This window comes from Stenotrophomonas sp. SY1, assembly GCF_021202945.1.
Classification (GTDB): domain Bacteria; phylum Pseudomonadota; class Gammaproteobacteria; order Xanthomonadales; family Xanthomonadaceae; genus Stenotrophomonas.
In genome coordinates, this window is record NZ_JAJOYR010000001.1 from 875,937 (window position 1) to 900,621 (window position 24,685).

14 protein-coding genes are annotated in these 24,685 nt (G+C 64.0%); 10 read left to right on the plus strand and 4 right to left on the minus strand.

Annotated features, from left to right (window positions below):
• Positions 1–741: 741 nt before the first annotated feature.
• The 5 genes from LR961_RS03465 to LR961_RS03485 all read left to right on the plus strand — a co-directional run bounded on the left by LR961_RS03465 (position 742) and on the right by LR961_RS03485 (position 15,823).
• Complete coding sequence (locus LR961_RS03465) at positions 742–1,611, plus strand: sulfotransferase (RefSeq protein WP_232147040.1); 870 nt, start codon at positions 742–744, stop codon at positions 1,609–1,611.
• Positions 1,608–8,195, plus strand: a complete 6,588-nt coding sequence (locus LR961_RS03470; protein ID WP_232147041.1) for a DUF4347 domain-containing protein — start codon at positions 1,608–1,610, stop codon at positions 8,193–8,195. The genes LR961_RS03465 and LR961_RS03470 overlap by 4 nt, the downstream gene beginning before the upstream one ends.
• A gap of 204 nt (positions 8,196–8,399) precedes the next feature.
• Positions 8,400–8,996, plus strand: coding sequence for a PAS domain S-box protein (locus tag LR961_RS03475; protein WP_232147042.1), 597 nt, complete (start codon positions 8,400–8,402; stop codon positions 8,994–8,996).
• 501 nt (positions 8,997–9,497) lie between these two features.
• Positions 9,498–14,498 carry an autotransporter domain-containing protein gene (locus tag LR961_RS03480; protein WP_232147046.1) on the plus strand — a complete coding sequence of 1,667 codons (5,001 nt, stop codon included), beginning with the start codon at positions 9,498–9,500 and terminating at the stop codon, positions 14,496–14,498.
• 893 nt (positions 14,499–15,391) lie between these two features.
• Positions 15,392–15,823 (plus strand): CBS domain-containing protein, encoded by a 432-nt coding sequence (locus LR961_RS03485; protein WP_232147048.1) that lies wholly within the window; start codon positions 15,392–15,394, stop codon positions 15,821–15,823.
• Between the two features lie 233 nt (positions 15,824–16,056).
• On the opposite strand, the gene LR961_RS03490 is transcribed toward LR961_RS03485, so the two are convergent.
• Both LR961_RS03490 and gloA read right to left on the minus strand, forming a co-directional pair.
• Positions 16,057–16,485, minus strand: coding sequence for a VOC family protein (locus tag LR961_RS03490; protein ID WP_232147049.1), 429 nt, complete (start codon positions 16,483–16,485; stop codon positions 16,057–16,059).
• A 90-nt stretch (positions 16,486–16,575) separates the two neighbouring features.
• Positions 16,576–17,094, minus strand: a complete 519-nt coding sequence (gene gloA / locus LR961_RS03495) for a lactoylglutathione lyase (protein WP_232147051.1) — start codon at positions 17,092–17,094, stop codon at positions 16,576–16,578.
• Positions 17,095–17,150: 56 nt separating this feature from the next.
• Here gloA and LR961_RS03500 point away from each other — a divergent pair, with 56 nt between their 5' ends.
• The 5 genes from LR961_RS03500 (at position 17,151) to LR961_RS03520 (ending at position 23,305) form a co-directional block, all read left to right on the plus strand.
• A complete protein-coding gene (locus tag LR961_RS03500; protein ID WP_232147052.1) occupies positions 17,151–17,363 on the plus strand; it encodes a hypothetical protein in 213 nt (70 codons plus the stop codon).
• A gap of 160 nt (positions 17,364–17,523) precedes the next feature.
• Positions 17,524–17,919, plus strand: coding sequence for a CopL family metal-binding regulatory protein (locus LR961_RS03505; protein WP_232147054.1), 396 nt, complete (start codon positions 17,524–17,526; stop codon positions 17,917–17,919).
• Positions 17,920–18,020: 101 nt separating this feature from the next.
• Entirely contained in the window at positions 18,021–20,738 is a 2,718-nt protein-coding gene (locus LR961_RS03510) for a TonB-dependent receptor (RefSeq protein WP_232147055.1), read from the plus strand.
• A 57-nt stretch (positions 20,739–20,795) separates the two neighbouring features.
• Complete coding sequence (locus LR961_RS03515) at positions 20,796–21,488, plus strand: PepSY domain-containing protein (protein WP_232147057.1); 693 nt, start codon at positions 20,796–20,798, stop codon at positions 21,486–21,488.
• Positions 21,485–23,305, plus strand: a complete 1,821-nt coding sequence (locus LR961_RS03520; protein WP_232147058.1) for a 2Fe-2S iron-sulfur cluster-binding protein — start codon at positions 21,485–21,487, stop codon at positions 23,303–23,305. The genes LR961_RS03515 and LR961_RS03520 overlap by 4 nt, the downstream gene beginning before the upstream one ends.
• Before the next feature lie 434 nt (positions 23,306–23,739).
• Here LR961_RS03520 and LR961_RS03525 read toward each other — a convergent pair whose 3' ends face one another.
• Together LR961_RS03525 and LR961_RS03530 are read right to left on the minus strand one after the other, a co-directional pair.
• A complete protein-coding gene (locus tag LR961_RS03525) occupies positions 23,740–24,297 on the minus strand; it encodes a DUF411 domain-containing protein (protein ID WP_232147060.1) in 558 nt (185 codons plus the stop codon).
• Between the two features lie 57 nt (positions 24,298–24,354).
• Entirely contained in the window at positions 24,355–24,663 is a 309-nt protein-coding gene (locus LR961_RS03530) for an EF-hand domain-containing protein (RefSeq protein ID WP_232147062.1), read from the minus strand.
• Positions 24,664–24,685 lie beyond the last annotated feature (22 nt).

Below are 24,685 nucleotides of genomic sequence, written 5' to 3' on the forward strand. Positions count from 1 at the left end.
TGCGAAGTGATCGATATGTGCTGGATTGCGTGTGCCAGTCTTCTGGGAGGATCGGTACGAACCTATCAGGACTGGGAGCAAGAACGGCTCGAATCATCCGGCGCAGCCAAGACGCTGCTGAAGGTTGCCCCCATCCGCCCTGATGCTGTGCGTGAAGCCATGGCAGTTTGAACAGGAAGGGCAAATCGCAGGATCACGAATGGCGTGGTCGGGACAGGACTTTATTTCCGGAGCTTGCCATTGTGGCTGGTGGCCAGGATAAAACTTTAAAAATTCCTGTCTGATCACACGAACGAGCAATCAATGGGTTGCGTGCGTTTCAGGATAGAACTTTATTCCCCGTACACAACCGGACATGTGGAGAATCACTCCCGCAGCCCGGTTCTCTCTCCCCCGACGCTGTGACGAAGCCCGGCCCCGTGCCGGGCTTTTCTATTGTCGGGCCGCCACCTACAGACACGGCGCAGCAGCCCTGTCACCGTGCGCGCCTGATTTGACGGGGTTGAACGCCGATCCGGTGGGGAAATACCCGGCGTCGTGATGTTCATCGACAAAGCCTGATGGGATGGCGCCACTTTTTCCGGTTAACGGATTAAGGATGGCGCTGGGCGCTGCAAGAACGACTGGGGAATGCATGGCAAGGGGCGGTAGGTGCGAGACAGGGGCGGCGCGGCCAGCAGTGGCGGTGCCCGCATATCAGTGGTTGGCGGCCAGCGGGGGCGGCGTGACCGTGTCCGGCGCATGAGTGCACCTGCCGGCCGTACCTACCATTTCATCGCCGGTCTGCCGCGCTCGGGCTCTACGTTGCTGGCCGGCATCCTGCGGCAGAACCCACGCTTCCATGCCGCGATGAGCAGCCCAGTCGCGGGCCTGATCAATGGCGCACTGGAGCAGATGGGCGCCGGCGCCGAATCGGCGGCGTTCTTCGATGAGGGCAAGCGCAAGGCGATCTGCCGGGCCATGCTCGATGCGTACTACGCCGATGTGGCCGCACCGGTCGTGTTTGACACCAATCGCCACTGGACCGCGCGCATGCACCAGTTGGCCGGTCTGGTGCCGGACTTCAAGGTCATCTGCTGCGTGCGCAACCCGGCCTGGGTGATGGACAGCTTCGAAGCCATCCACCGCAGGAATCCGTTCGACTACAGTCGCATGTTCAACCCGGCCACGCGTCAGACCGTATACAGCCGCTGCGAGCAGCTGATCAGCGCCGATGGCGCGGTCGGCGGTGCATGGACCGCGTTGAAGGAAGCCTATTACGGCGACTTCTCCGAGCGCCTGTTGCTGGTGGATTACGAGCTGCTGAGTCGCCATCCGGAGCGCACCCTGCAACTGGTCTACCAGTTTCTGGGTGAAGCGGCGTTCGCGCACGACTTCGACAACGTCGAGTACGCCGAGGAGGCGTTCGACCAGCAGCTGGGTGTCAAGGGGCTGCACGACGTGCGACGCAAGGTCGAGTTCAAGAGCCGGCGCAGCATCCTGCCGCCGGATCTGTTCACCAAATATCAGGACATGGATTTCTGGCAGGACCAGACGGGTACCTCCGCGGGCATCATCGCGGCCCGTCGTTCCGAGAGCCAGGCTCCGCTCATTACCAAGGCAACCCCATGAAGCACGCACTGTTCGGCGCACTTTCCACGCTGCTGCTCCCGTTCTCCTCACACGCTGCCGCGTCCTCCGCAGGTGGCTACCTGATGCGCGGCGGCTATCAGCCGCGCAGCTATATGCGAGTGGGACAGGCCGGTGATTCGATGACCTCCTTGCCGCTGGGTAAGGTAGCCAGCCGCAAGCATCGCGCCGAAGCGAGCGCCTCTGCCAATGCGCTGGATATCCGGCGCCATGCGGACATCACCGAGCTGGTGGTGATCGACAGTTCGGTGCGGGACCGGGCCACCCTCTATGCCGGGCTCAATGCCGGTGTCGGGGTGGTGGAGATCGATGCCGGTCGTCCAGGCCTTCCGCAGTTGGTGCAGGCATTGCAGGGCTATAGGGATCTTGCCGCGGTCCATGTGGTGTCGCACGCAAGCCCGGGCGCATTGCAACTGGGTAGCAGTCGCGTCACCGCGGAATCCGTGCATGCGGAACTGGGGGCGATGCAGGCGCTGCGTGCGGCTGTGCGTGAAGGAGCTGACCTGCTGTTCTACGGCTGTGATCTGGCGGCAAATGACGAAGGCGAGCAGCTGCTGGACATCATCCGCGACCGGAGTGGGATGGATGTGGCGGCGTCGTCCAATCTGACCGGTGCTGCTGGCCAGGGTGGGGACTGGCTGCTGGAGGTGCAGCGCGGCGATATCCAGGCAGCGCTGGCCTTCTCGGACAAAGCGCTGCGGGATTACTCTGATGCGCTGGCGGCCCCCAGTGGCGTCAAGACGTTCTCAAGCGGCTGGACGGATAACAACTTCAATTTGGCGTCGGCCGATTTCATCGTCACTGGCAAGGATGTTGGTGGTTCGCCCATCAGCAACATCAGCATCTATCACGTCCCGCCGAACGTTGCGTATCTTCAAACTGGTTACAACGGCACGACCACCGGCACGTACTTTCATGTCGCCGCAGACGGCGTTAGTACTGGTAGTTTCGAGCTGACTGGATTGGAGGCGGGCGAGGCGCCAGGCCTTGGCGGGCACTTCAGCAATGTGCGTATCGTTGGCATCAAGCCGGACAACTCCACGATTACATCTGCTCCCATAAATGGCACTGGTGTCCCGGATGAAACATTTTCCTTCGGTGCCTCGCAGCTGGCAGCTTTCAACGGTGTGAAGCTGAAGGCCTTCAAACTGGTCTTCGACACCGATTCCGCTTCGAATACCAAGCCATTCTTCGAATTCCGCTCGTTCACCATCCAAGGAGCGCTTGCGCCAGTACCGCAGGTGACCGATGCCAGGATCAGTATCTCGGGTGCCAGCGGCACCGGTGGCGCATACAAGATCGGCGACACGGTGACTGCCAGTTGGAACAACACTGCCAGTGGCGACAACACTGCTGGGGTCAGCGGCGTAACCGTGGATTTCAGCCAGTTCGGTGGTGGTTCTGCCGTAACCGCGACGAACAGCAGTGACACCTGGACGGCGACCTATACCCTGACCGCCGGTTCGCTTGACACCACCAACCGCAATGTCAGCGTGACCGCGACGAATGGTAATGGAAGCACCACAACGGTCGACACCACGAACGCCACCGTGGACACCATGGCACCCACGGTGACCGATGGCAGCATCAGCATCAGTGGCGCCAGCGGAACCGGTGGCGCGTACAGGATCGGCGACACGGTGACTGCCACCTGGAACAACACCGGCCTTGGCGACAACAACTCCGACGCGATTTCCCATGTGTTGGTGAACTTCAGCCAGTTCGGTGGCGGTTCCGCCGTGGCTGCGACCAACAGTTCCGGCACCTGGACAGCGACCTACACCATCGTTGCCGGTGCCATCGACATGAGCGGCCGCAATGTCACCGTTACTGCGACCGACAACGCCGGCAACGCCGTCTCGACGTCGGATACCAGCAACGCCACCGTGGACAACATCGCACCTTCGGTGAGCAGCATCTTGGTGAGTGGTACACCGGGCTCGGGCGATACTTCGATGGCGTTCACCGCGAACTTCAGCGAATCGGTTGTCAATGTGTCCATCGATGATTTCATGCTCGTTCGCACGGGCAGCGCATCCGGGTCGATTGCCAGCATTTCGGCGTCGTCCGGCTCGGCGATCAACGTCGATGTCGTGGGAATCAGTGGTACCGGCAGCCTCAAGATCGATCTCAACGGTTCGACGAATGTTGCCGACGATGCCGGTAACACGGTGGCTGCTTTCAGCGGCGGGTCCACGCATTCGGTGGCGGTTCTCACCGCACCGGATGCGCCAACCATCGGTGCGGCGACCGCAGGCGATGGCCAGGTGAGTGTGGCGTTCACTGCACCTGTCAGCAATGGCGGTTCGGCGATCACCGGTTACACCGTCACTTCCAACCCAGGCAACATCACAGCCGGCGGCGCCGGCTTCACCACCTCGCCTATCACCGTGCCCGGGCTGACCAACGGCACTGCCTATACCTTCACGGTGACGGCAACCAATGCCGTCGGTACCAGCACAATGTCGGGGGCGAGCGCTCCAATCACACCAAAGGGCGCGCAGAGCATCACCTTCGCCAACCCGGGTGCGCAGACCTACGGCACCTCGCCAGACCTGTCGATCCTGGGCAACGGTGCTTCGGCGACCTCGGGGCTGCCGGTGACGTTCACCTCATCGACCGCGGGCGTCTGCACGATCACCAGTGGCGGCATGTTGACCTTCGTCACCGCCGGCAACTGCACCATCACTGTCGGGCAGTCCGGCAACGGCAGCTGGAGCGCAGCGGCCGAGGTCAGCCGGACTTTCACGGTCAATCCGATCGCGCCGGGGGTACCGACCATCGGGACGGCGACGGCCGGTGACACACAGGCGGACGTGACCTTCACCGCGCCGGCCAGCACCGGTGGCGCGGCCATCACGAGCTATACGGTGACCTCCCATCCGGGCAGCCTGAGCGGCACCGGTGCGGGGGCGCCGATCACCGTGACCGGTTTGACCAACGGTGCCACCTACACCTTCACCGTCACCGCGACCAACAGCGCCGGGACCAGCGCTGCGTCGGGTGCTTCCAACCAGATCGTGCCGGCTTCACCACAGACCATTACCTTTGCCAACCCGGGCACGCAGAACTACGGCACATCACCGAACCTGTCGATCCTCGGCGGTGGCGTTTCGTCGACGTCGGGGCTGACGGTGACCTTCACCTCATCGACCACGGGTGTCTGCACGATCACCTCCGCTGGCGTGCTGACGTTCTTTACCGCCGGTACCTGCAGCATCAATGCCGACCAGGCTGGCAATTCATCGTTCCTGCCCGCCCCACAAGTGACGCGCTCGTTCACGGTCAATCCGGTTGTGCCCGGTGCGCCCGTCGGTGCGGTGGCTACCGCCGGTGACACACAGGCACGTATCGATTTCGTGCCTCCGGTGGATATTGGTGGTTCGGCCATCACCGGCTACACCGTCGCTGTCAGCCCTGCCGATGTCGCGCCGGTAAGTGGCGCAAGCTCTCCGATCGTCGTGTCCGGGCTGACCAACGGCCAGGCGTACACCTTCAGCGTCACTGCGGAAAATGTCGCCGGCACCGGCCCGGCTTCGGTTGCATCCAACAGCACCACGCCGAAGGCAACGCAGACCATTACGTTCAGTGCGCCGGGCGCGCAGAACTTCGGAACCGCACCGACGCTTTCGGCTACATCGGACTCCGGCCTGATCCCGACCTTCACCTCGAGCACGATGGGCGTCTGCACCATCACCCCCATTGGGGTGCTCACGTTCGTGACTGCCGGCAGCTGCACCATCAATGCTGACCAGGCGGGTAACGGCATCTACCTGGCGGCGCCGCAGGTGACCCGCAACTTTGCCGTCAATGCGGTGGTGCCAGGTACGCCGACCATCGGCATCGCAACTGCACAGGGCATCGACACGGCGGAGATCAACTTCACCGCGCCGGCCAGCAGCGGTGGCGTGGCGATCACCGGCTACACGGTGACAGCAAACCCGGGCGGCCTGACCAAGGGCGGCGCGTCCAGCCCGATCACCTTTACCGGTCTGAATCCGGCCACGACGTATACGTTCACGGTAACCGCGACCAACAGCGTTGGCACCGGTTCGGCATCGGCCGCCTCCAATCCGGTCACCACCATCCCGCTGCTGCAGGCCAACGATGTCAGCGACACCGTGGCCTATGGTGCCGGCGCAACCCACATCGGGCTGTCGATCACCGGCACCGCCGATGAAGTGTTGATCATCTCGCAGCCGGGGCATGGCATCGCTGCCGTGAGTGGCACCACGGTCACCTACCAGCCGCATCCCGGTTACGCGGGTCCGGACCAGTTCACCTATGCCGCCAAGGATGCCTACAGCACCTCGGCAGCGGCACGTGTGGACATCACCGTGTCTGCTCCGGCGCTGGCGATGACGACGACTACGTTGCCGGCTGCAAAGGCCAGCACGCCCTACGCGCAGACATTGGTCGCCAGTGGTGGCACCGGCCCGTACCGCTATGCGGTCAGCAGCGGCAGCCTGCCCAATGGCGTGCAGCTTTCTGCCGATGGTGCCTTGACCGGTACGCCGACCCAGGTGGGCACCTTCAACGTGACCATCACCGCCACCGACAGCAGTACCGGCGCCGGGCCGTTCGATGTGTCGCACGCCTTCGCTCTGGAAGTGATTGCCGCGCAGGTGGAACTGGATCTGGACGTGTTGCCGCCGGCCAGCGGCGACCAGGACTACACGCAGGCACTGACGGCGCGCGGCGGTACCGCGCCGTATCGCTTCGCAGTGACCAGCGGCCAGCTGCCGCCGGGCCTGTCCTTGGCAGCGGATGGCACGTTCTCCGGTGAACCGGAAGCGGCAGGCAGCTACACCTTCGCACTGGAGGTGACCGACGCCAACGGCTTTACCGGCACCGCCTCGCTGACACTGAAGGTGGAACTGACCGCGCAGGCGATCACCGACATGACCACCGATCCGCAGGCGCCGGTGTTCGCGCAGGGCGGCAGTTTCACGGTATCGGCCAATGGCGGCGCCTCGGGCAACCCGGTGCTGTTCAGCAGTGCCTCGCCGGGCGTGTGCTCGGTGTCCGCTGCGCAGGTGACGATGCTGGCGGCGGGCAATTGCGTGTTGAACGCAGACCAGTCCGGCAACGCCATGTACCAGGCCGCAACCCAGGCGCGTCTGGAGGTTGCGATCGCTGCGGCCACGCCGACCCTGCAATGGGTGCAGGCGTTGACCAAGGTCTACGGTGAAGCAGCATTCGATCTGGTCGATCCGCGCAGCGACAGCCAGGGTGCTTTCACCTTCAGCAGCAGCAACGCAGCGGTCGCCACGGTCAGCGGTCGCACCGTGACCCTGGTCGGCGCCGGCACTGCCACCCTGATTGCCACGCAGCAGGCGCATGGCAGCTACACCGCGGCAACGGTTGAAGTGGAGCTGACGGTAAATGCGCGCCCGGACCCGACGCTGGATGCGGAGGTGCGTGGCGGCATACAGGCGCAGGTGGATGCGAGCGTGCGCTTTGCGCGCGTGCAGTTGAGCAACATCCAGGCGCGCCTGCAGCAGGTGCGCTCCGGCGACAATCCGTCCTCGGCGGCACTGACGCTGGCCTATGCCGGCGATGCGCTGGGCCAGGGCATGTCGGTGCCGGTGACGTTGCCGATGAACTCTTGGAACGCCTTGCCGACCGGCTGGGGTGGCTGGATGTCCGGCACCGCGACCTTCGGCAACAGCGGCCAGCAGAACGGCGGCGAGTTCGATTTCCACACCGATGGCATCAGCCTGGGCCTGGACCGTGCACTGGGCGAGAACGCTCTGATGGGTGCGGCGGCCAGCATGGGCCGCAACCGCAGCCGCCAGGATCATTCGCCGTCGCGGATGGATGCCGACCAGTACTCGCTGGCGCTGTACGGCCTGTGGCGCTCGGGCGAGCACCTGTTCGTCGATGGCGTGCTGGCCCACGGCTGGCTGGACCTGGACATGGCGCGCTGGAGCGAGGTGATGGCCCGCTCCGCATCGGGCCAGCGTGATGGCCGGCAGACGTTTGGTGCGCTCACCTTCGGCTACCAGCAGCAGCGCGACCGCTTCTCGCTGGCCGGTTACGGCCGCTTCGATGGCAGCCGCACCACGCTGGACAGCTACCGTGAGCATGGCCTGGGCGTGTACGACCTGGACTACGCCGCGCAGACGGTGGACAACAGCGGCCTGGCGGTCGGCATGGACGGCAGCTACCTGTGGCGCGGCGATACGCTGGAACTGCGTCCGTTCTGGAAGATCGAGTACCGCCAGTCGTTGTCCAACACCGGCGATGCACGCATCAACTACGTGCAGCAGCCGGTGCCGGGTGGTTACCGGTTGGGCATGAGCAGCTACGCCGACGACATGCTGACCCTCGGTGCCGGTATGGACCTGCGCACGCAACGCGGTTGGTTGATCTCGTTGCTGTTCGGCCGCGACCAGGGCCGCAGCAGTGACAGCAGCAACAGCGTTGGCCTGCGTATCTCGTACGGAAAGGGCGGTGCTTCGACAATGGACATGGACGCCTATTCGGCCGATGGCCAGATGATGGGCTGCCAGGGCCGGCGCTGTCGCAATGGCCAGATGCGTGGCGGCGACATCCATCCCTGAGCCACTGTGCAGGCCCGGGCAATGATTGCCGGGGCCTGCAAAAAAAAAAGCGACGTCCAGCCCGGCCCCGTGCCGGGCTTTTCGTTTCTTTGCACCGCGCTCCGGTACGATCTGCGCTGACAGGTGGTCCGGTCCATCGCCCCATGCGCGGCGGATCATGAACTGTCCGCCGCAGGGGAATGGCGGTGCTCACAGGGGAATGCAATGACGCCGACCGGCAATGACAACGCGTTCGAAATCTATGACCAGCTCCCCGATGCGGTGTTCATGGTGGGTGCGGGCAACCGCATCGCTTACGCCAGCGCCGCGTGCAAGGACATCTTCGGTTATGTGCCCGGTGAGCTGGTCGGCGTGTCGTTGCTGGACCTGGTGATGCCCGAGGAGCAGGACCGGACACTGCGGGAAGCCCGCAACGTGGTGAGCAGTGGAGCACGGGTAGGGTTCGAGAATCGCTATCTGCACAAGCAGGGCAACGCGGTCCATGTGAGCTGGTCGGCGCGCTGGTTGCAGGCGCAGCAGCTGCGCATCGGAGTTGCCCGCGACGTCACCGCCTTGCGTTGCAGCGCGCCTTCGATGGTGGAGGCCTTGCTGGCCAAGGCCAACCTCGCGCCGCATGAAAAGAGGGTGCTGCGCCTGCTGCTCACCGATGTCACCGAAAAGCAGATCGCCGACCAGCTGGGCCTGGCGGTATCGACCACGCATTCCTACGTCTCGGCGATCTTTCGCAAGTTTGGCGTGCGCGGCCGTGCCGGGCTGATGAGCCTGTGGCTGAAGTCATTGAAGATCGACACCCATCTGTGAAGTGGCTGCGCGATCACGCACGGTGATCGGCAGCGTCTGTCTACCCTGCTGAATAGCAGGATTGGGCAACCGCGACGGGTTGCCTAGCATGCCCGGGTGATGCAACGAAGCTTGCTGCAAAGTGGACGGTGACGCCCGTCATGCGCCTGCCTCCCTGGTATGGCGGCTGCGTTCGTGCAGCTGTTTGTTTCGACAACGAGCCGTCTGTCCGGCCGGGGATGACATCGCCTGATGGTGCCAACGCTGTTGTCGCAAGGCCGCCGCTGGCTGCGCTGTTGCCGCGATGCGAAGAGCGCAGGGTGCTGTCGGGGCGTGCGCATGGGCACCAAGTGATGGCGCTGGCATGAGGGGGGCGCCGGCTCGGCATGCGCCCGCGCACTGCCCGACGCACGCTCCGCCGCAGCATGCCGCGCCTGCATCCATACAGCGTGAGCCTCGGCCATCGCTTTCATCTTCGCAACAACGGGCTGCCGTGCCCGGCATTCGCCTTGGGGGCACTGCATGAACCATGTTTATCGCTTGATCTTCAACCACAACCTCGGCCTGATGCAGGTTGCCTCGGAACTGTCCTGCGCGGCAGGTTGTGGCGGACGCACGCGCTGGTGTGCTGCCCGCGCCATGTCGGCGCGGCTGCTGGGCGCGGCGCTGTGCATGGCGCTGATGGTCCCGGCCGCGCAGGCTGCCGACCACAACTGGTTCGGCAGTGGAATGGCCGACTGGAACGATGCGGCAAGTTGGGATACGGGGCGTGTGCCCGTTGCCGCGGATGTGGTGCAGTTGTACGGCTCAGGCACATTGACGCTGGGCGACGGTGATGTCGGTGCAGTCAATCGCATCCGGATGCATGACGGCATTCTGCAGATCCATGGAAAGCTGTGGAGCGGTCTTGCCGAGTTTGGCATCCACTCCGGAAGTACCGCAGCGGTCGTTGTCAGCGGCACCGATGCGGTGTGGGATGGAATGTCGCAACTGATTGTCGGGCTTTCCGGCGCGGGCACACTCCGCGTGGGCGGTGGTGGCAGCGGGGGCAGTCATCAACTTTTCATAGGTGGCTACGCCGGTAGCGGTGGATCGATGACAGTGACGGGAGCTGGCTCGCGCTGGTCCAATTCCGACCAGCTGCAGGTGGGTGTCACCGCCGCCGGAAGCCTGTTGGTCGAGCAGGGTGGACAACTGCTGAGCACGGGCCGCAGCATGTTGGGCGTCAACCAGACCGGTGCAGGCTCCGTGGTTGTCAGTGGCAGCGGCTCACGCTGGCAGAATGCAAACGTGCTGTGGATCGGCATGAATGGCAGTGGCACGCTGGACATCGATAAGGCGGGCACCGTAACCAGCATCACGACGACGCTGGCCGATGGGCCCAGTGGTACTGGCACGCTCAACCTGCTGGGTAACAGTATTGGCGGTCGTGGTGTGCTCATCACCGGACAACTGATTGACGGCCTTGGTGATGCCACGCTCAACCTCAATGGCGGCATCCTGCAAGCCACGCATAGCCAGCTCAACTACCTTTCCGGGTTTTCCACGCTGGCGGTGGGTGGCGAAGGCGCATGGTTTGATACTGCCGGCTTCAACATCGAAGTGGGCACGGCGTTCTCGTCGCCAACGGGGGGCGGTCTCAACAAGCAGGGCGCGGGCACGCTGACGCTGAGTGGCGACAGCAGTGCGTTCAGCGGGCGCACCACGATCAATGCCGGCACCCTGGCGGTCAACAACGCGCTTGGTGGTGATGTGCAGGTCAACAGCGGTGGCACGCTCGGCGGCAATGGTCGCATTGCAGGCGATGTACAGGTGGTTGATGGCGCCACCCTGGCTGCCGGCAACAGCCCTGGCACGCTGACCATCGATGGCGACCTGACGCTGCAGCATGGCGCCACCACGGTGTTCGAGCTGAACCAGCCTGGCGTGGTGGGCGGCGCCAACAATGACCTGATCGATGTCGGCGGCAATCTGGCACTGGATGGCAACCTGCAGGCCAGCGTGTCCTCGGCCGGCTGGTATCGGCTGTTCAACCATGGCGGTGCGCTGTCCGGTGGCTTTGACAGCGTCACCGCAACGGTTGCGTCATCGCCCGGCGCCCGCGCGCTGATCGATACGGCCACGGCGCATCAGGTGAACCTGTCGGTGCTGGCCAGCGGCCACACGATGCAGTTCTGGAATGGGAGTGCCAGCGGCGCCGGCGTGGTGGGTGGCAGCGGCAGCTGGAGCAGCAGCGGCAACAACTGGACCGATGCCAGCGGCACCACGGCCGACAGCTGGAACAACTCGGTTGCGGTGTTCATGGGTACGGCCGGCGTGGTCGATGTACTGGGCATGCAGTCCTTCGACACGCTGCAGTTCAAGACCGATGGCTATCGGCTGAATGCCGGCACAGGCGGCCAGTTGGCATTGAGCCCGGCCAGCGGCAGTGCCGCCACCATCAACATCGATGGCGGCGTGCACGCAGAGCTGGACGTGGCGCTGGTGGATGGCAGCGGCAATGCGCTGCGCAAGGTCGGCGCCGGCACACTCACCTTGCGTGCGGCCAGCAGCTACAGCGGCGGCACCGAGGTCAGTGAAGGCAGCCTGGTGGTCGCCGGCAACAACGTGCTGGGCAGCGGCGTGGTGCGGGTGGACAACAGCCCCGGGCGGGATGCCACCTTGCAGGTGACAGCGGGCAACCTGCTGTCCAACGCGCTCATCCTGGACAACGGCGGCACGCTGGACAACGCCGGCGGTGTGGATGCGGGCGTCACGCCGGTCCGTGGCGGCGTCGGTGGCGCGGTGATCCGCAACCAGGGCGTCATCGTCGGTGGAACGCTGGCGGTGGATCTGCTGGGTGGCGGTGACGTCCACAACGCGGCCGGCGCGGTAATCGGCGCTGAGGTCGCGTTGCGCTCGGGCGGGGCGGTGATGCTCGACAACGCCGGCGTGCTCGACGGTGATGTGCAGCTGGCTGAAAACGCCCAGCACCAAGTGACCTTGCACGCCTACAGCACGGTCAGCGGTGACCTGGATATCGGCAGCAATGCCGCTTCCACGCTGACGCTGGATGTCGATGACGGCCTTGCCTATCTGCATTCACACGCGGTGGTTGGCGACACCCGCTTCTCGGGGCAGCTGGACAAGCGTGGCGCCGGTGCATGGATCATCGATCGTGATCTCAACGCCGCCAGCACCACGCTCAGCGAAGGCATCCTGCAGCTGGGCACCAGTGCGGCGGGCAGCACCCGCGGCAGCCTGGGCGACGGCGCCATCATCAACCTGGGCCTGCTGGTGATCGCGCGCGATGACGACTTCACGATGCGCAATGCGATCAGCGGCAGCGGTGGCTTCGTCAAGGAGTCCAGCAACACACTGACGCTGACAGGCAACAATCATTCGACCGGTGACTTCGATATCCAGCGCGGCACGTTGGTACTGAGCGGAGCGGGCAGCGTCGGTAGTGGCGCGCTGTTCTTCGGCAATGCCGGCGCCACGCTGGACATGAGCGCTGCCGATGGCCATCGCCGCATTGCGGCGTTGAGCGGCGTTGAAGGAAGCAGCATCGTGTTGGGTGCGAATGACCTGATTCTTGGCGATGCAACGAACCGCAGTTTCGACGGTGTGCTCAGCGGAAGCGGCGGCATCGTCAAGCAGGGCAGTGGAACGCAGACCTTGGCCGGCGCCAATACCTACAGCGGCGGCACGGCGATCCAGGGCGGCACGCTGGCCATCGCCGGTACCGGCTCGCTGGATGAGCGCGGCGATGTGGCGCTGACTGCCAGCGGTGCCGTCTTCGATATCAGTCACGCGAACAAGGTGCAGTCCATTGGCAGCTTGACCGGCGTGAGCGGCAGCATCGTGTCGGTCGGCAGCAATGCGTTGCGATTCAGCCACACGGACGCTGCAGTGTTCAGCGGCAGCTTCATCGGCGATGGCGCGTTGACCAAGCAGGGCAGCGGCAGCCTGCTGTTCGACGGCGACAATCGGGCATTCGTTGGCCGCATGACGGTCGATGCAGGCACGCTGCGCCTGAATGGCCAGTTGGGCGGTGATATGCAGGTCAATGCCGCCGCTGCATTGGTCGGCAATGGCCATATCGGCGGGAATCTCGAACTGGCCGGCACGCTCGCACCGGGCAACAGCATAGGGGCACTGGAAATCGGCGGTGACCTGCTGCTGGCTGCGGGCAGCACCTACGCGGCGGAGATCGACGCCAGCCACGGTGATGCGGTGCATGCCGGCGGTGTGGCAACGCTGCAAGGTGGCACGCTGCAGGTGATTGCGCTGGATGAGAAGACCAGCTACCGCGACGGCTACCGCTATACGCTGCTCAGTGCCGACGGCGGCATTACCGGCAGTTTCGGGCAGCTGGTCACCCCATCGGCATTCCTGCCGTTGGCGCTGGACTACAGTGGCAACGCGCTGGTGCTGCGCATCGATCAGCCTCGGGATTTCCGCACTGCAGCGGAGACCCGGAACCAGCGCAATACCGCAGATGCGTTGAACACGTTGCCACAGGCGGGCGAGGCCTTGGCGCTGTACAACACGCTGCTGATGTACGACGCCGCCACCGCGCGCGCCGCGTTTGATGCGCTTTCCGGTGAGATACATGCTGGCGCCCGCGCGCTGCTGCTGGATGACCGCTTTGTTGTTGATGCGGTCAATCGCCGCCTGCACGGCGATGTGACGCAGACACAGGGGCAAGGCGGCACGCTGTGGCTGGGTGGCAGCGGTGGCAGCGCACGCCAGGATGGCGACGGCAACGGTGCCCAATCCCACGATTATCGCGATGGCATGTTGCTCGGTGCGGACCTGCAGCTTGGCGAACAGGGCGTGCTGGGTGCGGTGATCGGTACGCAACGTCTGCGGCAGCGTCTATCCGCGCACGATTCGTTGGCCAAGGCGCAGGACACCGTGGTTGGCCTGTATGCGCAGGGGCGTTGGGGCGGGTTGAGCGTCGCAGGCAACGTGTCGTACAGCCGCTACCGCATCGACAGCGAGCGCACCTTGCAGCTGGACGGCCTCGGCGCACAGACGCTGCGTGCCAACCACGACGCCCAGGCCACCACCGCACAGCTCGAGATGGCTTGGACGCAAGCGCTGGGAACGATGCAGATGCAGCCGTACTTGCAGCTCACCAGCCAGTGGCTGGGCAATGATGCCGCGCAGGAGTGGGGCGGCCCGGCGGCTTTGGTGGTGCAGGGCGATGATGCACAGCGTCTGGTCAGTCGTGTCGGCGTGCGCGGCATCTGGGATTTCAGCGGTGGCTCGGCTGCGTCATCGGCGGTGCTGCGCGTCGGACTGGGCTGGGAGCATGCCGGCGGTGATCTGTCTGCCTCCAGTCGCCAGTGCTTTGCGGCCGGCGGTGAGGCATTCGAGGTGTTGTCCACGGCCCGTGCTCGCAACGCGGTGGTTGGCGAAGCAGCGGTGGATGTGGCAACCGGAGGTCGCAGTCAGTTGTCGCTGGCCGCACAGGCGCGCAGCGGTGATGGCGTCCGCGAACTGGGCGCGCAGCTGAACTGGCGTCTTGGCTTCTGAGTGGTATGGCCGCCGCACGTTGCTCGAACTTGACCATGCCGTGCACCAGGTAAAGCGTGCGATGGCGGAGAAGTCGCTGTAGCGAAGTCGCAACCGTGGCTACGGACAATGGCATCCGACAGTACGGTTTTCTCTCCCCGACGCTGCAAACAAAAACCCGGCCAAGTGCCGGGTTCTTTGTTTGCGCGATCCTGTCTGCATCGGGGCGAATGACGGGAGTGCTGGCCGCCGACTGCATTCATCGGAACAGGGTGCGCGCGGTGCGACGCGACACCACATCCAACACGAAGGCGGCAGGCGCCGCAGGGCGTGCCCTGCTTCCCGTGAGTTTCCTGCCGGAGGACTGCATGGGTTCAAGCTGCCGACCGGCGTGGAGTCCGCGCCCGAATGCCTGTCTGGGACAGCGAGCCGCCGACCACCGGGGGCGCATGCGAAGTCGCATGGCAATGGAACGAGCCGGTGCGGAGCCACGGGGCGCGAAGGACGTCGTGGTCGGTGTGATCGGCGGTGCTGTCGGCACGATGACGCGCACGTTCCGTGAACTGTTGCTGCGCTTGCGGAAAGTTGGCGTTCGGAAAACTTAAGCGGGCGCCATCGTGGGCATTCAGTGGCGGTTTCACCTGTGGTGCGATGCTCCGGCTTGTCATCCGATTCCACGATGAACCGTCCCATCCGTGGCGACTTCCGTCGTCGGGACGCAGTCGTAGAATCGATTTGACCGAGGTCGGGGTGTGCAGTTGCACCGGCCTCGTTCGTGATGCAGTACTCCGCCCTGCCGGTGAGTCATCAAAGGCGAGCGAGTGCGCTGGACGTGCGCTGAAAGGTCTGTTCCCGGGAGGGGCGTATCGGCAGAGCACAATTTCGACTTCAGTTACCTGCAACAGGAAACAAGAATGAACGTTCGCGAACTTCTGCAATCGAAGAAAGAAGCTGTCATCACCATCGACACCGAAGACACAATCGGTGCCGCCGCGCACAAGATGAGCGCGAACCGGATCGCCGCACTGGTGGTCATGAAGGACGATGCCCCGGTCGGCATCATTTCCGAGAAGGACATCGTGCGTACGCTGGCCGACGACGGCCCGCAGGCGGGTCGCCGGGTGATCTCCAGCCTGCCGTCGACGGGCCTGGAGGGTATCGCGCCGGAGGCCAGCCTGAAGCAGGCGATGTCGTTGATGACGTACTCGCGACGCCGCCATCTGATGGTCACCGAAGGCAGCCGGCTGGTCGGAATCCTCAGCCTGGGCGATATCGTGAAGAACCTGCTGGGCGAACTGGAACTCGAGAAAGCCGTGTTGCAGGACATCTACATGGCAGCGCACTGAGGCGGCGGTCGATCCTTTGCCATGGCGTTGAATCGCGGCCAGGTGCATCAGCATCTGGCCGTTTGCGTTGGTCTGCGCCGCCCCGTACTTGCAACGCGGATTGCCGCTGCATGATGCACCGCAATTCCGGTTCTAACGCACCCGCTGCCTGATGCTGGAAGCGCTGCGCGCGCGATACGGACACAACCGGCCGTATCTGTTGTTTGAACGCGGGGGCCAGGCCGGTACCAGGATCAGAACGTGACTCTCACCGAGTCGGTGCTGTAGCGCGCCGGGCCGTGATAGACCACTTCGATGTTGTTGCCGTCCGGGTCCAGCACGAAGGCGGCGTAGTAGCCGGGATGATAGGGACGCTCGCCGGGCGCACCATTGTCGGTGCCACCAGCAGCCAGTGCTGCCTTGTGGAAGGCATCGACGGTCGCACTGTCGCGTGCCTGGAATGCCAGATGGTGGCGGCCGGTCAACTCGCCGGCGGCGGCCTGGCTGCTGGCGGTGGAGATGAACAGCTCATCGGCCCAGAAGTAGTCATCGCCTTCGCCGGCAATGGGAATGCCGATCGTGTCGAGAACTGCTTGGTAGAAGCGGCGACTGGCGGTGAGATCGCGCACCACCAGTTGCAGGTGATCGATCAGGCGGCCACGGTGCAGTTCCATCGTTTCCATACAGACCTCGGAGGAAGGTAACGGAGGGAATCACTTGCTTGCGGCGGCATGGTGCCGCAAGCGCCGTGATCCCCTCGTTACCCCCTGCGATCAGGCGTTGGAGATGATCTCCACCCAATAGCCGTCCGGGTCCTTGATGAAGGCCAGGTTCTTCATGCGGCCGTCGCTCAGGCGCTTCTGGAACGGCACGTCCAGTGTCTCGAAGCGCGCGCAGGCCGCTTCGATATCCGGCACCGACACGCAGATGTGGCCGAAGCCGCGCGGATCGCTGTTGCCGTCGTGGTAGACCGGGCCGTCATGGTTCTCGGTGCCATGGTTGTGGGTGAGTTCCAGCACGCCGGGGATGCCGGCCATCCACAAACGGCGCGCGGCATCATCGGCGGGCACCTGGGTGCCGGCCGGTACATAGGCCAGGAAGTACAGGCTGAAGGCTGCATCCGGGAAATCACGCTGGTCGATCAGCTGGAAACCCAGCACGCGCGTGTAGAAATCCAGCGAAGCGCGGATGTCCTTGACCCGCAGCATGGTGTGGTTGAAGACGAAGCCGTGTGTTTCGGCAGGCACCTGTGCGGCCACGCCGGGCTGCTGATGGGGGGATTGAGCGCTCATTGTTTACATCCTGTTGCCGTGAATGGGGGAGGGGAAAGGTGTTGTTGGTGAGGATCTTGAAAGTTGCTTCCGCAATCAACAGTGGCCTGGAAAAGTTGCACGAGAAATCAATTTTCCAGCCAAAACCAGCGCTTTCGTGCGTCGAAAGAAAAAAACATCAATGCGATGCCCTGCGCATCTTGGCGCTGACAGATGCGCTGGCTATGCTGCGACGCAGGATAGTCGTTGTTGCTCTGCCGGGGACTGAAGTGTGGTTGCACCGCACTTGAATGGGGCGGAGATGACGCTGGTACAAGTGATGTGCCGGTGATTGCGCAGGGCGCGCACCCATGGACTGACACACGCCGGACGCCAGGGCAGTTGACAGGCTTTCTCCGGACGCGCTATTGATTGTATGTATATACAAATAACGAGAGCCACCGGAACCCCATGCCGTACCGCTTCTGGCTGCCACTGCTGCTGATCTGCGTGTTCGCAGCCGAAGGCGTGCTGGGTGCATGGGCTGGCACGCGCATGGCCGTGGAAGCAGTGGCCGTCGCCGCCGATGGCAGTGTGGCACTGGATGCCGATTGCGAGCCGGTCAAGCCCGTGCCCGCCAAGACTCATCCCGGTCACGGCAAGTCCGGTGAGATAACGCATCACAGCGACTGCACCTGCGTGGACAGCATGGGCTGCGAATGCGTGTGCGTGCTGGCCCTGTATCCACCGACCACGGTGGCGTTGTTCGCGGGCGCGTATCCGCCCGTATCACTCGATACCGCGCTGCCGGTGCTGCAATTGCCGGCGAGCAAACTCTCCAGGGTATTCCGACCTCCCATCGCTTGACCTGTCGTCCCTGCGTCATCACGACGTTGCAGTGCCCCTGCGTGTGCCCTTTGTGCACGCGGACATCGCCCAGAGACAGGTTTACCCAGCGGGAGAGAGAAATGTATTTGAAGTCCCATGCCTTGGCCGCGGCCATTGGCAGTGTGTTGTGCGTGGCCGCCACCAGCCAGGCCGCGCAAGCGCAGCAGCCCCCCAATCCACCGGAAAACGCGCGCACGCTTGATGCGGTGCAGGTCACCGGCAGCCATATCAAGCGTGCGCAGCTGTCCGGCGTAGGCCCGGTCAGCGTGGTGGATGCCGAAACCATCGAGCGTTCCGGCGCCACGTCGGTGGAAACGCTGCTGCAGCGCTTGCCGGCATCGGCCGGCTATGCCGGCAGCCAGAGCAACGCCTACTGGGCCGAGAACGGCTACGGCACCACCCAGGTCAACCTGCGTGGCCTGGGGGCCAACCGCACCCTGGTGCTGCTCAATGGTCGCCGTATCGTCAATGGTGGCACCGGCGCCAACAGCTCGGTCGATCTGAACGTGATTCCGGTATCGCTGATCGAACGCGTGGAAGTGCTGAAGGATGGCGCCTCGGCCATCTACGGTGCCGACGCCGTGGCCGGCGTGGTCAACATCATCACCAAACATGGCTTTGACGGCGCCGAAGTGGCGGTGCGTTATGGCCAGACCGCAGAAGGTGACGGCGAGGAAACGTCGGTCGATTTCACCTGGGGCATCACCGGCGAGCGCGGCTCGCTGATGACGGCGATCAACTACTACGACGGTGGCTCGGTGAACATGGCCACGCGTGCGCCGTGTGGTCTGGTCGAGTCGGACGGCAAGCTGGTGTGCTCGGGCAGCTCCACCACCGTGGGCGGCCGCGCATTGCTGGCCGATGGCAGCCGCGTCAACTTCAACCAGGTGCTGGGCGGCAACGGCGACTTCTACGAACCGTATTCAGCGGCCAAGCACAACTACAACGGCAACTACACGCTCAATGCGGTCAACCCGATTGAACGCCTGAGCTTCAGCGTGTTCGGCGACAGCCAGATCAACGACACCACCACCGCCTTCGTCGAGATGATGTACACCAACCGCCAGTCCAGCCAGCTGGCGACGGCCGGTGCGCTGGGCGTGTACCGGCCCATCAACATCGCCGCCGATCATCCGACCAACCCGACCGGACAGGATCTGCTGCTGCAACGTCGGCGCCTGGAAGAGGCCGGCCCGCGTCACTTCTTCCAGGAAACCGATACCTGGCGCGTGGTCGCTGGCCTGAAGGGGCAGCTCGGCACCAGCTGGGACTGGTCGGCGGCGTTCAACTGGGGACGCAACACCGGTGTGGACGGCTCGGACAAGGTTGCCAACCTCGACCGCGTCGAGCAGACGCTCGATCGCAGTATCTGCAGCCCGCTGCCGGGTGCAGCGATTCCGTGCGGCGACTACCTGGGCTATGGCGACCTGAGCCAACAGGTGCTGGACTACATCCTGTTCAACTCGCGCGACACGGGCGGCAACGAGCAGAAGAGCTTCACCGCCAACCTCAGTGGCCAGATCTTCGAGCTGCCGGCCGGCTGGGTGGGCTTTGCGGCCGGTGTGGAAGTGCGCAAGGAGCGCGGCTGGCGTGATCCGGACCCGCTCACCGTGCTGGGCATCGGCAACACCAACCAGCAGGATCCCATCCACGGTGAATACACCGCCAAGGAAGTATTCGCCGAACTGGCGATCCCGCTGCTGCAGGACAGCGTCATTGCCGATTCGCTGTACCTCAACCTGGCCGGGCGTGCGTCGGACTACGACCTGTTCGGGCGCGACTATAACTACAAGGCAGGCCTGGACTGGCAGGTCAACGAATCGTTGAAACTGCGCAGCACCTACGCCACCGCGTTCCGTATCCCCAACATCCCGGAACTGTTTGGCGGTGTGGCCGAGGGCAACCTGACCACCACCGACCCGTGCAGCAACTGGAGCAGCCTGCCGTCCGATTCGGTGGTGCGTGCCAACTGCCAAGCCTATGGCGTGCCGGCCGGCTACGTGCAGCCGGGCAACAGCATTCTCACCACCTCCGGAGGCAATGCGGAGCTGAAGCCGGAGGACGCCACTTCGTTCACCGCAGGTGTGGTGTGGACACCGGCGTTCGCTTCCGGCCTGACATTGACGCTGGACTACTACAACATCCGCATCAAGAACGCGATCCAGCGCATCGCCGGTTCCACCAAGCTGGCCATCTGCTACAACACGCCGGGCTTGGCGCATCCGTTCTGTGATGCCAGCAACTTCACCCGCAATCCGCGTACCGGCGAAGTCGACTACCTCTCCTCGCAGCCGGTGAATGCGGCCAACGAACGCGCCAGCGGCGTTGATATCGGTGCGCTGTACGAGTTCGAGCTGGCAGGATTCGATGCCAGTGTCAGCGCTGATGTGTCGTACCTGCAGCGCTATGACGTGCGTCCGTACGCAGGCGCGGAGGTCATCGAGTACGCCGGCAAGATCACCGGCGGCCGCGGCAGCTATGCCAAGTGGCGTGGTCTGGCGGCGTTGAACGCGGCACGTGAAAAGTGGTCGGGTACGTGGACCATGCAGTACATCGGCCGCACCGACGACATCAACGCCACGCGCGGTGATATCGGTGATCATGCGCCATCGGTGTTCTATCACAACCTGCAGCTCAAGTACGCCGTGAGCAAGGCGTTGGATGTTTCGCTTGGCCTGGACAACGTCTTCAACAAGAAGGCGCCCTTCATCCAGAGCTACACCGACGCCAACACCGACACCATGACGTATGACCTGCTGGGTCGTCGCTGGTACGCACGCATCGGCTATCGCTGGTGATCGCAGGCGCCCCGTCGTGCAGACGGCGGGGCGCATCGCAGACTGAGGATGATGTAGATGAAACCCGCTTTCTGGGCGCGCCGCGCCCACAAATGGATCGGCCTGATCATCGGCGTGCAGGCGCTGTTGTGGATGCTCAGTGGTGTGTACATGACGGTGGTGCCGCTGGACGTGATCCACGGTGACCACCTGGCGCACGTACATGGCGAACCCTTGCCACCGCAGGCCGCGCGCATCGATGCCGATGTGCTGGTGGCGCGCTATCCCCAATTGCAGTCGTTCCGGCTCAAGCATGTGCTGGAACGCGAGGTGTATGAAGTAAGGCAGGGCGGGACGAAATTCCTGGTCGACGCTGCCAGCGGCGAGCGCCTTCCAGCGCTGGATCGCGAAGCTGCGATTGCGCTGGCGCGTTCGCTGTACCAGGGCGAAGGCGAGGTGACACGCGTGGAATGGATCACCCAGGCGCCTTCGGAAGTGAAGACGCGGCCGGTACCGATGTGGGCCGTGCATTTCGCCGACAGCGGCGATACCGCGCTCTATCTGTCACCGGACAGCGGCGAGCTGTTGGCACGTCGTCACAGCCTGTGGCGGTGGTTCGATTTCCTGTGGATGTTCCACATCATGGATTATGAAAACCGCAGCGACGTCAACAACACCCTGTTGCGTGTTGCTTCCGTCATCGGGCTTGGCTTTGCGCTGAGTGGCATCTGGCTGCTGTTCTACAGCTTCGGCAAGCGGAGGCAGGCATGACGCCCTGGATGCGTACCCTGCATAAGTGGGTGGGCCTGTTGATCGGCCTGCAGTTCGTGGTGTGGCTGGGCAGTGGTTTGATGATGAGCCTGCTCGACCCGGACAAGATTGCCGGTGCCGAACAGCGCACACCCAGGATGGAAGCGCCGGCATGGCCTGCCAATACGGTGTCGCCGGCCGAAGCATTGCGCGCAGCGAAGCACCCGGCGGCAACGCTGGACAGCGGCTGGTTGCTGGACAAGCCGGTCTATCGCCTGCAATCGCCGGAAGGCACCGAGGTGATCGACGCGCTCGACGGCCATCGCATCGACATCGACAGCGGGCTGGCCCTGCGTGTGGCACAGGCAGCCTATCGCGGTGATGGCGTGCCGGCTGCACCGCAACACCTGAAGAAGACGCTGGAAACGCGCGCCAACCCCGATCCGGTGTGGCGGGTGGATTTCAGCGACGCGCAGGACACCACCATCTATGTGTCCGCGCACAGTGGTCAGGTGATGGAACACCGGACTGCAACGTGGCGGCTGTTCGATATTTTCTGGATGTTGCACATCATGGACTACAGCGAGCGGGTGAATTTCAACAACCCGCTGGTGGTGGGCATGGGCATCGGCGGGCTGTGGCTGGCGCTGACCGGCTTCTGGCTGCTGGTGGTCAGCTTCAATCTGCAGGAATTCATCCCGCGCCGCTGGCGCAAGCAGCGCCAGCTGATGGTGTTTGCCCCCGGCGGCGCGCACCTGCGCACGGTGACCGCTGCCAATGGCGACAGCGTCTATGTAGCGCTGGCCCGTGAAGGGGTGAACCTGCCGTCCAACTGTGGCGGTGGCCAGAGCTGTGGCCTGTGCGAAGTGCGTGTGCGTGGCAGTGCCGGCAAGGCCACTGCATCGGACCGTTCGCATCTGCCGGCGACCAAGCTGAAAGTGGGCTGCCGCCTGGCCTGCAACCTGCCGGTGGATGAGGACCTGGAGATCGAGGTGGCCGGCGGCGCCAGCCTTTGGACCGAACATTGGGCCACGGTGGTCAAGGTCGTGGCGGTAACGCCGTTCCTGCGCGAGGTACATCTGCGTCCGGAGAACCCGGCCGATGCACAGTTCCAGCCCGGCTGTTATCTGCAGCTGCATGTGCCTGAGTACGAGTTGCCGCGCAGTGCGTTGTGGCATCCGGACGATCATCGCGATGACTGGAAGCCGCTGCCGTTGCCGGCAACGTTGCAGAACAAGGCTGCGGTGCGTCGTTCGTATTCACTGGCGATGCCTGTGACGGCGACCGAGGGCGAGCTGGTTCTACTGGCGCGTTTCAGTCCGGGTTGGCAGGAGAACAAGCGTCATCCACCGGGCAAGGGTTCGACCTGGCTGTACACGCTGCGCGAAGGTGATCGGGTGCGCTACAGCGGGCCGTTCGGAGACTTTGCCTTGAGTGGCGTCGAGCGCGAGAAGGTGTTCATCGGCGCCGGTGCGGGCATGGCACCGCTGCGCGCGATGATCCAGCAGCGTCTGGAGGAGGGCGGTGGTGAACGCATCCATTTCTGGTATGGCGCACGCAATGCGCGCGATTGTCCATATGCAGAGCAGATGCAGGGGCTGGCGCAGCGACATTCGAACTTCAGCTGGCATCCGGTGTGGTCGGGTGATGCCGCTGACGGCGCGCCACGACGTGTGCATGACGCGATCCACGAAGATCTGCTGCTGGAGCATCCGGATCTGTCCGGCTGCGAGTTCTATCTGTGCGGTCCCCCGGCGATGCTGGCGGCAACGCGCCAGCTGCTGCGCAAGCTGGGAGTGGAGGAGTCGAGGATCGCTTACGACGACTTCAAGATCTGAAGTGGGTGAATTGCTGCGTCACCCCTTTCCCAGTGGACGGGGAAAGGGGGGCGCGGGGGGCTGAGGGCGTTGTTGTTGCTTCATCGAAAGCGCCCTCACCGCAACTCGTCTACCGCACGCGGGAGAGGGACTCGGATGGCCTGATGCGTACTGCTCTTGTCCCTTCTCCCGTTTACGGGAGAAGGTACCCCGCAGGGGCGGATGAGGGGGCTTTGGCTCTATGCGTTTTCAGAGCAGCCCTCACCCCAAACCCTCTGCCGCGTGCGGGAGAGGGGCTCGGATTGCCTGATGCATGCTGCTTTTGTCCCTTCTCCCGTTTACGGGAGAAGGTGCCCCGCAGGGGCGGATGAGGGGGGGCGTTGGCTCTACGTGCTTTCAAAGCAGCCCTCACCCCAACCCCTCTCCCGCACGCGGGAGAGGGGCTTCACCTGAATTCACTCGTGCTTCGAGAATTCACTCAGGCTGCCATCCTCGGCCAGCAGTGCGACGGTGAAGGCTTGGCGGTAACCATCCGGTGACTCCATGCCCGGCGAGCCGATCGGCATGCCCGGCAGCACCAGCCCGCGTGCCTTCGGGCGTTCTGCCAGCAGCTTCTGGATGGCGGCGACCGGCACGTGACCTTCCACCACATAACCGTCGATCTCCGAGGTGTGGCACGACATCATGCCGTCGCCGATGCCCAGGCGTTCCTTCACCGAAGCCATGTCGCCGGTGTCGTGGATCTCCACCGGGAAGCCTGCGGCCTGCATGTGCTCGGCCCAGCCACCGCAGCAGCCGCAGTTCGGGTCTTTGTGTACTTTCACCAGCGGCAGGTTCTTGTTGACCGGCGCCTGCGTGGATGCCGCCTGTGCGGCAGCGACTGCTGTGACATTGGCTGTTGCCATGACGGCAGGTGCCGCCGGTGCTGCCGGCGTGGCATTGCAGGCACTGATCAACAGCGTGCCGCCTGCCAGCACCAGCCCGTAGATTGACGTTTTCGACTGAATGTTCATGAGGTTCGGTTCCTTGCAGATCGCCGCGCCGGTGGTGTTCCGGCGCAGCGGGAATGGTCAAAGCATGGACAGGCCGCGCTTGAACTCGTTGAGATCAAGCTTGCCGTCGCGGTTCGCATCGCTCATGTCGAAATGCGGCAGCAGTGCATGCTTGGCGGGCAGTTCCTGGCGGGTGACGAAGCCGTCGTTGTTGGCGTCGAAACGCTTGAACGTCGCGTCACTGTCAGCAGCGGCTGCTTTTGCGACGGGCTTGGCCTGATGCGCGCTGTGGTCGTGCGCGCCATGGCCGGCATGTTGCGCCTGGGCCATGGCGATCGGGGCCAGCGTTGCAGCAAAGGCAAACAGCAGGGTGTGCAGAGTCTTCATGTGTATTCCGTAATCGAATGTA